Annotated in this window: 13 protein-coding genes and 2 tRNA genes; 6 read left to right on the top strand and 9 right to left on the bottom strand. The window is 67.8% G+C overall.

The annotated features are described in order from the left end of the window. Positions 1 to 69 precede the first annotated feature (69 nt). The 3 genes from GV790_RS12470 to GV790_RS12460 all read left to right on the top strand — a co-directional run bounded on the left by GV790_RS12470 (position 70) and on the right by GV790_RS12460 (position 815). Positions 70 to 159 (top strand) — tRNA-Ser (locus tag GV790_RS12470). A 36-nt stretch (positions 160 to 195) separates the two neighbouring features. Then, positions 196 to 268 (top strand) — tRNA-Arg (locus GV790_RS12465). A 223-nt stretch (positions 269 to 491) separates the two neighbouring features. Then, positions 492 to 815: a hypothetical protein gene (locus GV790_RS12460; protein ID WP_163813521.1), complete on the top strand. Its 324-nt coding sequence runs from the start codon at positions 492 to 494 to the stop codon at positions 813 to 815. 60 nt (positions 816 to 875) lie between these two features. Here GV790_RS12460 and GV790_RS12455 read toward each other — a convergent pair whose 3' ends face one another. From GV790_RS12455 to GV790_RS12425, 7 genes are all read right to left on the bottom strand, one after another. Continuing rightward, the gene (locus GV790_RS12455) at positions 876 to 1,586 is read right to left on the bottom strand and encodes a maleylpyruvate isomerase family mycothiol-dependent enzyme (protein ID WP_163813520.1); all 711 of its coding nucleotides are present in this window, start codon (positions 1,584 to 1,586) and stop codon (positions 876 to 878) included. A 331-nt stretch (positions 1,587 to 1,917) separates the two neighbouring features. Then, positions 1,918 to 2,847 (bottom strand): formimidoylglutamase, encoded by a 930-nt coding sequence (gene hutG, locus GV790_RS12450; RefSeq protein WP_163813519.1) that lies wholly within the window; start codon positions 2,845 to 2,847, stop codon positions 1,918 to 1,920. Positions 2,848 to 2,856: 9 nt separating this feature from the next. Then, a complete protein-coding gene (gene hutI / locus GV790_RS12445) occupies positions 2,857 to 4,032 on the bottom strand; it encodes an imidazolonepropionase (RefSeq protein ID WP_163813518.1) in 1,176 nt (391 codons plus the stop codon). Between the two features lie 9 nt (positions 4,033 to 4,041). Then, positions 4,042 to 5,478, bottom strand: a complete 1,437-nt coding sequence (locus tag GV790_RS12440; RefSeq protein ID WP_163813517.1) for a purine-cytosine permease family protein — start codon at positions 5,476 to 5,478, stop codon at positions 4,042 to 4,044. 171 nt (positions 5,479 to 5,649) lie between these two features. Beyond that, on the bottom strand, positions 5,650 to 6,318 hold the full coding sequence (locus tag GV790_RS12435) for an IclR family transcriptional regulator (RefSeq protein WP_163813516.1): 669 nt from the start codon (positions 6,316 to 6,318) through the stop codon (positions 5,650 to 5,652). Positions 6,319 to 6,348: 30 nt separating this feature from the next. After that, positions 6,349 to 7,494 carry a CaiB/BaiF CoA transferase family protein gene (locus tag GV790_RS12430; RefSeq protein WP_163813515.1) on the bottom strand — a complete coding sequence of 382 codons (1,146 nt, stop codon included), beginning with the start codon at positions 7,492 to 7,494 and terminating at the stop codon, positions 6,349 to 6,351. 9 nt (positions 7,495 to 7,503) lie between these two features. Continuing rightward, positions 7,504 to 8,667 carry an acyl-CoA dehydrogenase family protein gene (locus tag GV790_RS12425; RefSeq protein ID WP_163813514.1) on the bottom strand — a complete coding sequence of 388 codons (1,164 nt, stop codon included), beginning with the start codon at positions 8,665 to 8,667 and terminating at the stop codon, positions 7,504 to 7,506. Between the two features lie 249 nt (positions 8,668 to 8,916). Between GV790_RS12425 and GV790_RS12420 the strand changes: the two genes are divergently transcribed. After that, the gene (locus tag GV790_RS12420) at positions 8,917 to 10,515 is read left to right on the top strand and encodes an amino acid permease (RefSeq protein ID WP_280212545.1); all 1,599 of its coding nucleotides are present in this window, start codon (positions 8,917 to 8,919) and stop codon (positions 10,513 to 10,515) included. 78 nt (positions 10,516 to 10,593) lie between these two features. After that, positions 10,594 to 12,174, top strand: a complete 1,581-nt coding sequence (gene hutH, locus GV790_RS12415; RefSeq protein ID WP_163813574.1) for a histidine ammonia-lyase — start codon at positions 10,594 to 10,596, stop codon at positions 12,172 to 12,174. A gap of 265 nt (positions 12,175 to 12,439) precedes the next feature. On the opposite strand, the gene GV790_RS12410 is transcribed toward hutH, so the two are convergent. Continuing rightward, complete coding sequence (locus tag GV790_RS12410; RefSeq protein ID WP_163813513.1) at positions 12,440 to 12,712, bottom strand: hypothetical protein; 273 nt, start codon at positions 12,710 to 12,712, stop codon at positions 12,440 to 12,442. A 747-nt stretch (positions 12,713 to 13,459) separates the two neighbouring features. Between GV790_RS12410 and GV790_RS30740 the strand changes: the two genes are divergently transcribed. Further along, positions 13,460 to 14,266: a hypothetical protein gene (locus tag GV790_RS30740; RefSeq protein WP_218586407.1), complete on the top strand. Its 807-nt coding sequence runs from the start codon at positions 13,460 to 13,462 to the stop codon at positions 14,264 to 14,266. On the opposite strand, the gene GV790_RS12400 is transcribed toward GV790_RS30740, so the two are convergent. Then, positions 14,259 to 14,786: an NUDIX hydrolase gene (locus GV790_RS12400; RefSeq protein WP_218586406.1), complete on the bottom strand. Its 528-nt coding sequence runs from the start codon at positions 14,784 to 14,786 to the stop codon at positions 14,259 to 14,261. The two genes, GV790_RS30740 and GV790_RS12400, sit on opposite strands and share 8 nt — an antisense overlap. Positions 14,787 to 14,925 lie beyond the last annotated feature (139 nt).

The following is a 14,925-nucleotide window of genomic DNA, read 5'->3' as shown; positions in this document are numbered from 1 at the left end:
TGGATTGGCTACTGTAACCTTGCTGCTCGGCGGTTCGAAAGGACCGGTGCCCTCGAAGAGAAGGCTCCAGGAGGCGTGCCAGAGCGGCCGAATGGGACTCACTGCTAATGAGTTGTCCCTTCACGGGGACCGGAGGTTCAAATCCTCTCGCCTCCGCCAAGCCCGGGAAACCGGGTGTACAACTGAACACCGCATGCGCCCGTAGCTCAACGGATAGAGCATCTGACTACGGATCAGAAGGTTAGGGGTTCGAATCCCTTCGGGCGCACTTCAGAAGGCCCCTCCCCAGCTCGGGAGGGGCCTTCCTTGGTCTCGGGGGGATACTTTCGTACCATTTTCGCGCCCGATCGGCGCCTGCCCGGCGCCGCACTCGGCAATGTGCGGGGATCGGCAAATGTGCAGGGATCGGCGTCGCCCCTGACCCCTCGAGCGGGCCTGCGCGGCTCGCCAACGGTGGGGAACACCCTTGCCCGACCCGTAGGCTCGCCGTCGTGAAACTTGGATTGCTTTCGTGCATGGGCGCTCTCACCGTCGCTGCGGCGGCTGTGGTGGCGCCGGCCGCCTCGGCCTTCCCGACCGGTTCGTTCGGCGGCGGCGGCGATGGCAGGCAAGTGGTGCTCATCGACGGCACGATGGAGCTGAGCAACCTCGACCAGTGCTGGGCCAGCGGGTTCCCGCGGGAGATCGAGGTCGACAACCGCAGCGACCGTCCCTTCCTGCTCTTCGCCTCCGACAACTGCACCGGCGTCCCCGTCGCGACCGTCGCCCCGCACAGCCGCCTCACCCATCACGGCTGGTCCGGCAAGGCCGCCTGACGACCGACCCGCGAGTGGTACCCGGCTGCGCACACTTGGCGCGGCCGGGTACCGCCCGTTCTACTTCCAGTCGGGCACAGGGGGGAGCGGCTCAGTGAGCGAATCGGGCGTCGTGCGGCCCAGCAGCCAGACGAGGACGTCGGCGGCGGGCGCGGTGACCGTTGCCGTGGGGGTACCCGCGCCGATCGCGGCGCTGTATCCGGGCGTGACGATCTCGAACGGCTCAGTGGCCGATGCGCTCAGGGCGGTCGCCGCCTCGGGCAGCAGCCGGTCGACGAACTCGGCAGGCCAGTCGGCGTGGGTGTAGCCGGATGCCAGGTCCACGTGATGGACCTCGACCTCCTGCCAGCGCATCCACACCACCTCGGTGGCCGGAATGGGGCGGCCCTGGCGGGTGCGGACCTCGGCCTGCCACTGTTCGGGCGTGAGGATCCGGGCCATGCCTTCGAACCGGGCGGCCGACTCCACGAAATCGGTGCGCTGCTCGGCGAGCGGTCGCGGCGCGCCTTCCTCGATATCGTGATCGCGCAGGAAAGTGCTTGCGTACTGCGGGGTTTCGATTCCGGTGCGGGCCCAGAGGAACAGGTTGACCAGGCTGTCGGCGTTGCGGCACAGATGGGCGAGCACGTGGCCGCGGGTCCACCCGGGCAGCAGCGACGGCTCCCTCAGGGCGGCGTCGTCCAGGGAGTCGATGGTGGCGAGCAGACGCCGGGTCGATTCGGTGACGGTGTCGAGCAGCTCGAGGGCTGCCTCGTGAGATTCGCTGGTCACGCGTTCGAGATTAACGGGCGGTGATCGGGGAGCCGCCTGGCTCGACTGCCCCGGCATGGGAGCGGCCGACAAGCCGCCGGAATGCGATCGGTGGCACAGCCGGCGGACGGGGCGGTCGGGGCGGCCGGCGGCTCGCCCGCTCGCCCGGGCGAGCACTCACCCGGTCATCCGCTCGCACAGGGAGCCCTCACACCGGTCGCCCGCTCGCACAGGGAGCCCTCACACCGGTCGCCCGCTCGCACAGGGAGCCCTCACACCGGTCGCCCGCTCGCACGAGGAGCCCTCACACCGGTCGCCCCCCGCCCGGGGAGCCGTCACACCGGTCGCCCGTTCAGCTCGGGTTCGCGCGATAGGGCACGTGCCGGGTGGCGATCCGGTGGATCAAGCGCGCCGCTGTCCGCGCGGTCCGGTTGTCGATATCCAGACCGGGATTCAGCTCCGCCACATCCACGACGGCGAGCTTCCCGCTGGCGGTGACGCGATCGCAGACGGCCTGAATCGTCGCGAGCGGAATGCCGAACGCCGCCGGGGCGCTGACACCCGGTGCGACCGCCGCGGGTAGAACGTCGAGGTCGATGGTCAAGTAGAGCAGGTCGATGTCGGCCATGAAGGCGTCGACGAAACCGAGCGCGGACTCCTGATCGCAATCGTCGTCGAGCAGATAGCGCACGTCGTACTTCGCCGCGGTGTCGAACAGCGCGGCGGTATTGCTCGGCTGGCTGATGCCGAGTACGGCGTAGCGCACGCCGGCGTCGGCCTCGAGGATCTGCCGGAACGGGGTGCCGGAGCTGGGGACGGGGTCGGCGCGCAGATCGAAATGGGCGTCGAGATTGAGGATTCCGATCCGCCCGGCGGCTCGGCCGAGCGCGGAACCCGCGACGCCGAGGTAGGTACCGTAGGCGATCTCGTGCCCGCCACCGAGCACGATGGGGAAGTGGCCGGCGTCGAGCAGTGTGCTCACTTCGGCGCCGAGCGCGCGCTGCCCCTCCTCCAGTCGTGCGTCCGACACCGTCACCGTTCCCGCGTCGTAGGCCCGGCGCGGGGTCGCCAAGGCCATCGGGGACAGCGCCTGGCGCAACGCATCCGGCCCCGCCGCCGCGCCAACGCGGCCCTTGTTCCGTCGCACGCCCTCGTCGCTGGCGAATCCGACGAAGACGCACGCGTCGGGCTCGACGCCGGCGCCATACGGTTCGACGACCTGATGCCAGCGCAGATGCTCGGGCGTGGTGCCATCGGTGCGTCCGGTCCAGCGGGGTTGCATCGAATCTCCTCAGTTCGAGTAGGCGAGCGTGCCGTTGCGCCACACGTGGCTGATCAGCGGCACACCGGGCCGATAGGCCAGGTGCAGATGGGTGGGCGCGTCGAGGGCGATCGCGTCGGCGCGGGTGCCGGGGGTGAGCGTGCCGACGTCGGTGCGGCGCAGCGCGCGGGCGCCCCCGGCGGTTGCCGCCCAGACCGCCTCGTCGGGCGTCATATGCATATCGCGGACCGCGATCGCGATGCAGAACGGGAGGCTGGTGGTGTAGCTCGTGCCCGGATTGCAGTCGGCCCCGAGCGCGACCGTCACTCCGGCGTCGAGCAACGCCCGCGCGTCGGGATAGCTACTGCGCGTGCAGAAGTCGGCGCCGGGAAGCAGGGTGGCCACGGTGTCGCTGTGCGCGAGGGCGTCGATATCGGCGGCGTTCACATGCGTCACGTGGTCGACCGAGGCCGCGCCCAACTCCACCGCGAGCTGCACTCCCGGCCCCTGGCGCAGCTGGTTGCCGTGTACTCGCGGGATCAGACCGTGCGCGATACCCGCGCTCAGCACGGCATGCGCTTGATCGCGGTCGAAGGCGCCGTGCTCACAGAACACGTCGATCCATTTCGCGTGCGGCGCGCACTTCGGGATCATCTCCGCGACGGCCATCGCGACGTATTCGTCGATCCGCCCGGCATACTCCGGCGGCGCCACATGCGCGGCCAGCAACGTCACCTCGTCGGTGTAGCGGCCGGCGACCTGCACGCTGCGCAGCTCATCGGCCACCGACTGCCCGTACCCGGATTTGCATTCCACGGTGGTGCTTCCGGCACGCAGCGATTCGTCCATCAACCGCCGCACATTCGCGCCGAGCTGCTCGTCGGTGGCCGCGCGGGTGGCCTCGATGGTGGTGCGGATGCCGCCTGCCGCGTACTTCTGGCCCGACATCCTGGCCGCGAACTCCTCGGCCCGGTCACCGGCGAACACCAGGTGGGAATGCGATTCGACGAAACCGGGCAGGACCGCGCGCCCGTCCAGCTCATGCCCGGTATCGGCGGCGGGTGCGGCGGCGGAATCACCGACCCACGCCACCACGCCGTCGTCGAAGACGATCGCGGCGTCGCGCCGCAGGCCCAGCGGTCCGTCGCCGAGCGCGGGATCGTTGGTGACGAGCAGTCCGATGCCGGTCAGTGCCGTTGTTGCCATGGATGACTCCTAGATCCGGGTGTCGACCATCGCGGTGTGCGAGGGGTAGATCATCTGCGCGGGCGGGTTGTTGGTGCGTTTGGCGACCGGGTAGTAGATGGCGCCGGTGAACACGATGCCGACGATCCACGAGATATCGGCGCCGCCGAGCATCTCGGTGACGGGCCCGGTGTACATCTTCTGCGCCAGGAACGGGATCTGGGCGACGACACCCAGCGCGTAGCAGATCAGCGCAGGCACATTCCATGACCCGTAGCGGCCCTTGGGGTCGTAGAGCGCGGGCAGATCGATGCGTTCCTTGGAGATCAGGTAGTAGTCGATCAGGTTGATCGCGCTCCACGGGGTGAACACCATCAGCAGCACGAGCACGAAATTCTTGAAGTTCTCCAGGAAGTCTGCGCTCGCGGCGATCGCGATCAGCATCGACACCCCGACGAATCCGAGGATGTAGAGGGTGCGGGCGGTGGTGGAGATGTGCGAGCGGCCGTTGAACGCGGTGACGGTGGTGAGGATCGACATGAACCCGCCGTAGGCGTTGAGCACATTGACCGTCAGCTTGCCGACCACGATCACCAGGTAGATCAGGAACGCGATGGCGGCCGGGCCGGCCAGCTCACCCATGAAGCCGACCTGATTGCCGAGGAAGGCATCCCCGGCGACGGCAGCGACCAGCGCGCCGAAGGTCATCGACCACTGCGAACCGATGACGCTGCCCAGGAAGGTGGACCAGAACGTGGTGCGTTCGCTGGTGCTGCGCGGCAGGTAGCGGGAGTAGTCGGCGACGTAGGGGCCGAAGGTGAGCTGCCAGCCCGCGCCGAGGGAGATGGCGAGCAGGAAGGTCACCGCATCGAATCCGACGATGCCGAGGTAATCGCCGACGTTGTATTCGGTGAACAACCGGACCGCCAGGTAGCTGAACCCGATGATGCCGATGACGGTGGCGACCCGCCCGACCATGTGGATCAGCCGATATCCGGTGATCGCGACGAACGCGGTGAGCCCGCCGAAGATCAGGATGCCGATCGTCGGGTTGTCGATGCCGAGCACCTTGTTCACGGCTTGCCCGGCGAGCACGGTGCCGGTCGCGGCGAAGCCCAGGTACATCAGGATCACCAGCACCAGAGGCACCACCGCACCCTTGACGCCGAACTGGGCGCGGCTGGAGATCATCTGCGGTAGCCCCATGCGCGGGCCCTGCGCCGAATGCAGTGCCATCACCGCCCCGCCGAAGACGTTGCCGATGAGCAGACCGATGATGGCCCAGATGGCGTCGGCGCCGAAGACGACGGCCAACGCGCCGTCGACTATGGCGGTGATCTGCATATTCGCCCCGAACCAGAGCGTGAACTGACTGCGCGGGGTGCCGTGGCGCTCGTTGTCGGGGACGACGTCGATGGTGCGACGTTCGAGGGTGAGCAGGTCCTCTTGGGTGCCGTCGTTCTTCATGGCGGTGCCTGACTTTCTGCGGCGAAATCACTGCGGGGCGACTCGGCTTGCGGCGCCCTTCACAACGGTTCGATGCTGTGTGTTGGATCACGCCACACCGGATATGTATATGCCTGTATAGACAGGCTGTCAAGAGGCTGGAATCCGACGTGGTGTGTGATCGGCGATGGATCAGTGCGAGGTGGTGCTGCGACCGAGCTCGGCCGAGAGCCGGGCGCAGTGGTCGACCAGTACCCGGCCGTGTTCGGCGCAGGTCTGATCGTCGAGGCGGAAGGTGGGGCCGATGATGCTCAGCGCCCCGGCGATCCGTCCGGTCGCGTCGTGGATCGGCGCTGCGACGCCGGTCGAATGTTCCTCGAGAGTGTCGTGGGCGATGGCGTAGCCCTCGGCGCCGACCTCACCACGCAAGGCCGCGCCCACCGCGGTGCCGATCAGCGGCACCGTCTGCCCGACCCAGCCCATATGCCGGATGGCGTAGGTGCCCTCGATCTGCGCGATGTAGAGCGCGGTGCCGTGCGGTCCCGGCGCGGACAGGTAGGTCGATTCCCTGGTGGTCTCGGCGATCTCGATCATCGCCGGCCGGGCCCGCAGCACCAGCTGGTTGTCGGCGATGGCGCGCGCCCCGATCTGCAATAGGCGCGGGCCCACCCGGTAGACGTTGTCCTCGCCGCGCAGCACGAACTCGGTCTGCTCCAGGCTGCGGATCAGCCGCAGCGCGGTACTGGTGGCCAGGTCGGTGGCCTTGGCGGCGTCGGCGAGGCTCAGGCCGCCGTGCTCGATGATGGCGCCGAGCAACTCGAAGGTCCGGCTCACGCTGCGGGTGACCTCGCCGGGAGCCATTCGCGTTTCCTCCATGCGCCGGGTGCCGGGCTATCGCCGCAGCTCTGCGAGCACTTCGTCGTGATGCTCGTCCAGCAGCGGGCTTCGCCGTACCGGCGGCCGTGCGCTGCCGCCGAAGACGACGGGTTGCCGCACGTAGCTTACGGTGCCCGCCGCCGGATGCTCGAAGGACTCGACTACACCGCGGCTGCGTGCCAGCTCGGAACCGAGCGCTTCCGCTACGTCCCACACCGGCGAGCTCGCCAGTCCGGCGGTGCCGAGGATGTCCACGATCTCGGCGACGGTGCGTCCGGCGGCCCAGTTCTCGATCTCCTTGCGCAGCGCGGGCTCGTTGCGGGTGCGCGCGGTGTCGTCGGCGAAGCGAGGATCGGCGATCAGGTCTTCGCGTTGCATCGTTCTGGCCAGCTTCTCGAAACCGGACTGGCTGGCGACGGCGAGGACGAACAGGCCGTCATCGGCCCGGTAGGTGTCGAATGGAGTCGAGATGGGATGCCGGTTGCCCACTCGCTCCGGAGCGGTTCCGGTGGCCTGGAGTTGGCTGTGTGCCGTCGGGAGCATGGCGAGCATGCTGTCGAACATCGCGATGTCGAGGTGCTGGCCGGCGCCGGTGGCCCTGGCGGCGAGCAGTGCGGTGCTGATGCCCCACGCCGCGAACAGGCCCGCGATCAGGTCGCCGAAGGATTCGCCGAGCCGGGTCGGGCCGGATTCGGGCGAACCGGTGATGCTCATGATGCCGGACAGGGCCTGTACGACCAGGTCGTAGGCGGCGGCCCCGGACATCGGGCCGTGCTGGCCGAAGCCGGAGATGGAGGCGTAGACGATGCGCGGATTGCGCGCACGAGCCGCCGCGTAGTCGATGCCGAGGCGGGTGGTGACACCGGGGCGGAAGTTCTCGACCACCACGTCGGCGTCCTCGATCAGCCGCAGCACCGCATCGCGACCTTCCGGGGACTTCAGGTCGAGTGCGATCGAGCGTTTGCCGCGGTTGAGCAGCGTGAAGTAGATGCTCTCGCCGTCGCGGAACGGGCCGAGGTGGCGGGCGTCCTCTCCGGTTCGGGCCTCCACCTTCACCACGTCGGCGCCGGCGTCGGCGAGCAGTGCGGTGCAGTACGGCCCGGCCAGCACCCGGGACAGATCGACGACGCGGACGCCGTCGAGCGGGGGTAGTGCGTTCATGTTGGCCTCTCAGTAGTCGAGGGTTCGGGTCGAGGGCGCGTTGCCCGCGATGGTCAGCAGCTGGATCTGCGAGGTGCCCTCGAAGATGCGCAGGATGCGGCAGTCGCGGTAGAGCCGCTCGATTTCGGATTCGCGCATGAAGCCGGCGCCGCCGTGGATCTGCACCACTCGGTCGACGATCCGGAAGCAGGCTTCGGTCGCGGTGTACTTCGCGATCGAGGCGGCCCGGCGCAGGTCCTGACCGGCGTCCTTCACATCGGCGGCCCAATCCGCGGTCACCCTGGCCGCCACCAGCTCGGCATCGCAAGCGCCGAGAAGCAGTTGGATGGCCTGGAATTCGGCGATCGGATGGCCGAACTGCTTGCGTTCGGTGGCGTACTCGCGGCCGAGTTCCCATGCGCGCAGGGCGATTCCATCGGCCATCGCGGCGACGTCGATGCGGGCGCGGTTGAGCGCGGTGAGCGCGATATTGCCGCCGCGGCCCTCGGTGCCGATCACCGCATCGTGCGGCAGGACGACGTCGTCGAGGTACACGGTGTAGGTGGGCGCCGAGCGGATGCCCAGCTTGTCCTGTGGCTCCGAGAACGAGATGCCCGGCGTGCCCTTCGGTACCGCGAACGCGGTGATGCCGCGGAATCCGGCATTCGGGTCGGTCTTGGCGAAGAGCACGAGCAGGTCGGCCTCGCGGGCATTGGAGATGAAGGTCTTGGCGCCGTTGAGGTGCCAGCCGTCGTCATCGCGGCGCGCCACCGTGCGCATGGAGGCGATGTCCGAGCCCGCGTCGGGTTCGGTGAGGGCGAATCCGGCCAGCTGCTGACCCGAGGCGAGCGCGGGTAGCCAGCGTCGCTGCTGTTCGGCGGTTCCGCCGACCAGGATCGGCTCGAGGCCGAGGTAGTGGGCGGTGTAGATCGAGGCTAGCGCGGCGTCGGCGCGGGCCACCTCTTCGATGGCGACGAGCTGGGCGCGCGTCGAGAGGCCGAGCCCGCCCAGCTCCTCGGGCACCGAAATGCCCATGAGGTCCTGTTCGGCGAGCCGGCGGATCAGTTCGGCAGGGAATTGCCTGGACTCGTCGCGGGCGGCGGCGCCCGGCAGGATCTCGGCATTCGCGAAGGCGCGCACGGTGCGGCGTAGGTCGGTCGTATCGAGCGAACGATCGAGTAGGTCAACGGTCACGAGGGTCTCCTCGACGGGCTAGAAATTTCATCTGATGAAAGTCGAATGCCACTAGGCGGCATGAAACGACTATGACCTGGATCGCAGAATTTGTCCAGAGCGAATCGAGCCGCGAGAGTGGCGAGCCGGGGGACGTTGACATTCCTGTATAGATAGGCTTATACATGTAGGGCCGATGTGACCCCACGCACATCGATGCTCGAACCGCATTGCTCGACTGCTGCCCCATTTCGAACCCGGGAGTTTGGTGTGAACACAACCGCCGAAGCGCTGACGCGCGGCCTCACCGCCCGCCACATCCGATTCATCGCGCTCGGATCGGCGATCGGGACCGGCCTGTTCTACGGGTCGGCCGAGGCCATCAAACGCGCCGGGCCCTCGGTGCTGCTGGCCTACCTGATCGGCGGCGCCGCGATCTACATCGTGCTGCGGGCGCTGGGGGAGATGGCGGTGAGCAACCCGGTCTCGGGGTCGTTCGGCGAGTACGCCAGCAAACACCTCGGACCGCTGGCCGGGTTCATGACCGGCTGGACCTACACCTTCGAGATGATCATCGTCTGCCTCGCCGACGTCACCGCGTTCGGCGTATACATGGGCTTCTGGTTCCCCGATGTCCCGCGCTGGATCTGGGTGCTGGCGATCATCTTCTTCATCGGCGCGATCAACCTGCTGCACGTGAAGGTGTTCGGCGAGGTCGAGTTCTGGTTCAGCCTGGTCAAGATCGTCGCGATCCTCGCGATGATCGCCGGCGGCATCGCCATCCTCATCTTCGGATTCGGCGTGCACGACACCAGCAGCGGCGTGAGCCACCTGTGGGCCGACGGCGGATTCTTCCCCGAAGGGTTCGGCGGATTCGTGGCCTGCTTCGCGATCGTGATGTTCGCCTTCGGTGGCACCGAGATCATCGGCATCACCGCAGGTGAAGCCGAGAATCCGGAGCGCACGATCCCGCGTGCGATCAATACCGTCCCGGTGCGGATCATGCTGTTCTACGTGCTGACACTGGCCGTCATCATGGCGATCAACCCCTGGCAGACCATCGGCTCCGAGGGCAGCCCGTTCGTGCAGATCTTCTCCGGCCTCGGCATCGGCCCCGCGGCGACGGTGCTCAACATCGTGGTGATCACCGCGGCGCTGTCGGCCATCAACAGCGATATCTTCGGCGCGGGCCGGATGATGTACGGGATGGCCCAGCGCGGCCAGGCGCCCGCGGTGATGAAGCAGGTCTCCCGCAACGGCGTGCCCTGGATGACGGTGGTCATCATGACGATCACGCTGCTGGTCGGCGTGCTGCTCAACTACCTCATCCCGGACAAGGTGTTCCTGGTGATCGCCTCGATCGCCACCTTCGCGACCATCTTCGTCTGGTTGATGATTCTGCTCGCGCACTACCGCTCGCGTCGCCGGATGAGCGCCCAGGAGGCGGCCGCGTTGAAGTTCCCGGTGCCGTTCTGGCCGTACGGGCAGCTGATCACCATCGGGTTCCTGGTGTTCGTAATCGGCGTGATCGCCTTCGACGACGACAGCCGGGTCGCGCTGGTGGTCGGCGTGGTGTGGCTGGCGCTGCTGTTCCTCGCCTATCGGCGCTGGGTGCGGCCGGAGTCTGCTGAACCGGGTGCCGCGCCGGTGGCGGGGCCGATGCCCGCGGGTGCGGCAGCGGAGGTTCAGGAGAGCGGTGTGGCCGTCGCGGCTGGTACTGGGCCCGCCGCAACTCGTGTGGCCGAACCCGCGGGTGCGGCTCGGGCGGCCGATGGTGCGGCGGTCGGTGCTACCGGCGATACGGCACAGGTGACCGATGCCGCGTCGGCTTCGACTCGGGCGCCAGGGGGACCGTCGTCGCTGCGGTGACCGATGGCGTGTCCGCACCCTCCGGATCCCCGGAGTTTCGTCCTACTACCTATTTCGAAACGGAGAACAATCGTGAGTATGGAGACCTTGCCGCGCGCGGAGCGAGCAGTGGCGGGCAATACCGATCCGGTGATCGTCGGGACCGGTCCCGTGGCGCCTGAAGACGTCGTGCGGGTGGCCAGGTACGACGCCCCGGTCCAGCTGTCGGACGATGCGCTGGCCGCGCTGGCGGAAAGCCGCAAGCGGATCGAGGCGCTGGCCGCCGACCCGAAGCCCGTCTACGGCGTGTCCACCGGGTTCGGCGCCCTCGCGGTCCGGCATATCCCGCTGGAGCTGCGCAAACAATTGCAGCGCAGCCTGGTGCGCTCCCATGCCGCGGGCTCCGGGCCCGAGGTGGAGCGTGAGGTGGTGCGCGCGCTGATGCTGTTGCGGCTGTCCACGCTGGCCACCGGCCGTACCGGGGTCCGTCCGCAGGTCGCGCAGGTTTATGCCGCGCTGCTGTCGGCAGGCATCACGCCGGTCGTGCACGAGTACGGCAGCCTCGGCTGCTCGGGCGACCTCGCACCGCTCGCGCACGTGGCGCTGGCCGTGCTCGGTGAGGGCACCGTGCGCGATGCCGCCGGCGAGCTGATGCCCGCCGCCCAGGCCCTCGCCGCCGCCGGTATCGAGCCGGTCGAACTCGAGGAGAAGGAAGGCCTGGCCCTGATCAACGGCACCGACGGCATGCTCGGCATGCTGGTGCTGGCCTGCCATGATCTGCGCAAGTTGTTGCAGCTCGCCGACGTGACGGCGTCGATGAGCGTGGAGGGACTGCTCGGCACCGACAAGGTCTTCGCCGCCGATCTACAAGCCCTGCGCCCCCAGCCCGGCCAGGCCGTCGCGGCGGCGAATATGACTCGGCTGCTGAAGGATTCGCCCATCGTCGCCAGCCACGCCAACCCCGACTGCACCGTCGTCCAGGACGCCTACTCCCTACGGTGCGCCCCCCAGGTGGCCGGCGGCGCCCGCGACACCCTCGCCCACGCCGAGCGGGTAGCGGCCTGCGAGCTGGCCAGCGCCGTCGACAACCCGGTCGTCACCCTCGACGGCCGCGTCGAATCCAATGGCAACTTCCACGGCGCGCCCGTCGCCTACGTGCTCGACTTCCTCGCCATCGTCGTCGCCGACGTGGCCAGCATCAGCGAACGCCGCACCGACCGCTTCCTCGACAAAGCCCGCAACCACGGGCTGCCGCCGTTCCTGGCCGACGATCCGGGCGTGGACAGCGGACACATGATCGCCCAATACACCCAGGCGGCAATAGTTTCCGAGCTCAAGCGCCTGGCGGCTCCCGCCAGCGTCGACTCGATCCCGTCCTCGGCCATGCAGGAAGACCACGTGTCCATGGGTTGGTCCGCCGCCCGCAAGCTGCGCCGAGCGCTCGACGGCCTGACCCGCGTCCTCGCCATCGAGGCATTGACCGCCGCCCGCGCCCTCGACCTGCGCGCCCCGCTCGAGCCGTCCCCCGCGACGTCCGCCGTGCGCGCCGTGCTCCGCGAGCACATCGAAGGCCCCGGCACCGACCGTCATCTCTCGCCCGAGATCGAAAAGGCCGTGGAACTCGCTGCTTCCGGTGCGCTCGTCGCCGGAGCGGAGTCGGTGATCGGTCCGCTGGACTGAGCCTCACTCACGGATGGTTTCCGCTGCCCCTGTCGCTGACGACAGGGGCAGCGGTGTGCCGGGACCCCGCGAAGCCTGCGACCGCCACCTGATCTACGCCGATCGGTGTGGCCGGCTGTGCCCCATCACTCATCCTCCGCCCGCCCCAGCGCCTCCAACATCTCCTCGAGCGTCCGCCGCTCACTCGCCATCCCATACCCGTCCAGCTCCGACCAGGTCCCGTCATCCCACTGCACCCACCCCCGCCGCTCTTCGTCAGGATCCGTCACCGCATGTACCGCTCGGCCCGCTGATCCGGCGTAATCGCCCCCACCGCAACAAGAGTCCGATACGCATCCCGCTTATGCGGGCAGCTTTCGATACTGCACCTGCGGTGCGCCTGCATGAGGTCATGGGCCGTACGCGCCGACATCCGAGGAGCGCGTTCCGTGATCGGCGGGTCATCCTCACCGAAGGTGTAGGGCAGTACGTAGATCAGGCCCAGCAGTAATACGGCGATCGAGCCGGCCACGGCGAACGCGGCGATGTAATCCGCCATTGAACCCCCTGCGATTGTTGGTTATTGGGGACCACCCGGCGCCGAGGAATGAGGGGCACACACCCGGCGCCGGGGGCTGAACCGAATCTTGCGCCACAACGAGGTGGCGGAAGGCGCGTGCCATGGGCAGGTGTGTGCACAGGGGGTGTGCACAGGTCGGTGATCATGGTGTGCGCCCGGGATGAGATGCCAGACTTCAGAGATGGGACGCCTGCCGAAGCAGCCGAATCACCAACTTCAGGACCTTCTCGACGAAGTTCGCACCAGTAGAAAAGGTTTCGCCCGTCGCATAGTCGAGCGCGGTCGAACTGTCGGCGTGGAGCTGCATTACGACCACACGTCCGTCGGTCGTTGGCTCGCCGGCGAGCAACCCAATCCGCCTGGGCCGATGCTGATAGCAGAAGTGCTCACCGAGTTGACGGGGCGTCGAATCACGCCAGAAAGCTCTGGGATGGCGAGCATTCAGGATTCGCCAGGCCTCGGGCTGGAATTTCCCCTCAGCCTCTCCGAGGCTACTGCCGAGGCGACTGCTCTATGGCGAAGCGATGTCGAACAGCGCAGGTTCCTCGTCGGAACGGTATACGCGGTCGCCGCTTACCCCGCGGCCTCGATACGGTGGCTGACTCTTTCCGGCCCTGATCATCCGACGTCGGCGGGTACGCGCCGCGTTGGTCTGGCCGACGTAGACGCGGTCCGGACTATGGTCGGCGCCTTCCGGGACCTGGACAACCAGGTCGGTGGCGCAAGGTGCGCTCGACAATCGTGCACTACCTGCACAGTTCAGTCGCGCCGCTATTACGCGGGAGCTACGCGGAAACTGTTGGCCGCAAATTGTTCGCGACCACGGCCGAGTTGACGAAGCTGGCGGGATGGGCGGCCTATGACATGGAAGAGCATGGGCTTGCGCAGCGATATCTCATACAGGCGCTTCGGATGGCGCGTGCCGCCGGTGATGCCGCGCTCAGCGCCGAGATACTGGCTGCCATGTCGCATCAGGCGACTTACGTCGGGCGCCCCGGCGACGCGGTAGATCTTGCCCGCGCTGCCCGAATCGCGGCGCGGACAGCAGGGCTGCCGTCCTTGGAATCCGAATGCCATCTGGTAGAGGCGCATGGCCACGCTGCTCGGTCCGACGGAACCTCATGTGCAGCCTCACTCAATGCCGCTGAGAGAACTTACTCGCGAGCGGGGGCCGTCCCCCTGTGGCTCGACTATTTCGACGCCGCCTACATGTCGGCGAAAGCTGCCCATTGTTTCCGCGATCTCGGTGACCACAAACGCGCCGCCGGCCTGGCCATCCAATCCCTGGACATGGCCGGTGGATACCTGCGCGGCAAGATGTTCAACCTTTGCTTGCTGGCCTCCGCGATTGTCGAGCAGGATCCCCACGAAGCGGTGCGTATCGGCACCGAGGCGTTGGACATGGCCGGTGCACTGGAATCGCGCCGCACCCACGCCTACCTGCGTGGTCTGCGGGCGAGGCTGACTCGCTACGCCGGGTTGCCCGACGTCGCAGCATTCCGTGACAGGGTGATGCTCGAGCGGGTCAACTGAGTGACAACGCCCGGTAGACACCGACGACGGTCGCCGCGCCCACGATCTCGCCCCGGGCGATCATGTCGACTGCTTCGGACAGAGGGATCCACGCCACCTTCTCCGCCTCGTTGATGTCGGGCTCGGTTGTGGTGAGGTCGGCGCCTCGTGCCAGGTACACCTCTTGTGGCTGGTCCAAGGTGCCGATCGCAGGCTGGTAGGTGACCAGATGTTCCATCGACCGGGGCCGCCACCCGGTCTCTTCCTCGACCTCTCTCGCAGCCGCCACGGCAACGTCTTCGGCGTGATCGACGTACCCACCAGGGAGCTCCCACACCCAGCGATCGATGATGAACCGGTGCCGGTACATCAGCAGCACTTCCCGGTCATCGTTGATCACCAAGGTCATTGCGCACCGCGGCATCCGCGCGACATACTGCGTGAACCGCACCCCGTCCGGTAGTTCGATATCGACGGTGGACAGCTGGATGTGCCGGTTCTCATCCACGCGGCGCTCACCGAGAATCTTCCACTGGGTCACCCGTCGACGGTATCGGTGGATCTCGCCCGACGCCAGACTCGGCTGCTCAGTGCCAGTTGGGGCGGCGCGAGTGGCACATGGCGATGGGAAACGCCGGGCAGAGCCCTCCTCATGTGCCACTCCCGCGACAGTTGGTGCG

The sequence above is a fragment of the Nocardia cyriacigeorgica genome (assembly GCF_010858045.1).
GTDB classification, from domain to species: domain Bacteria; phylum Actinomycetota; class Actinomycetes; order Mycobacteriales; family Mycobacteriaceae; genus Nocardia; species Nocardia cyriacigeorgica_E.
This window is presented reverse-complemented; position numbering and strand designations above follow the sequence as displayed.

Bases quoted from the DNA above. Each gene is read 5' to 3' on its own strand.
- hutG (WP_163813519.1), bottom strand. From the start codon at position 2,847: ATGCAACCCCGCTGGACCGGACGCACCGATGGCACCACGCCCGAGCAT.
- hutI (WP_163813518.1), bottom strand. From the start codon at position 4,032: ATGGCAACAACGGCACTGACCGGCATCGGACTGCTCGTCACCAACGAT.
- GV790_RS12440 (WP_163813517.1), bottom strand. From the start codon at position 5,478: ATGAAGAACGACGGCACCCAAGAGGACCTGCTCACCCTCGAACGTCGC.
- GV790_RS12435 (WP_163813516.1), bottom strand. From the start codon at position 6,318: ATGGCTCCCGGCGAGGTCACCCGCAGCGTGAGCCGGACCTTCGAGTTG.
- GV790_RS12430 (WP_163813515.1), bottom strand. From the start codon at position 7,494: ATGAACGCACTACCCCCGCTCGACGGCGTCCGCGTCGTCGATCTGTCC.
- hutH (WP_163813574.1), top strand. From the start codon at position 10,594: ATGGAGACCTTGCCGCGCGCGGAGCGAGCAGTGGCGGGCAATACCGAT.
- GV790_RS12410 (WP_163813513.1), bottom strand. From the start codon at position 12,712: ATGGCGGATTACATCGCCGCGTTCGCCGTGGCCGGCTCGATCGCCGTA.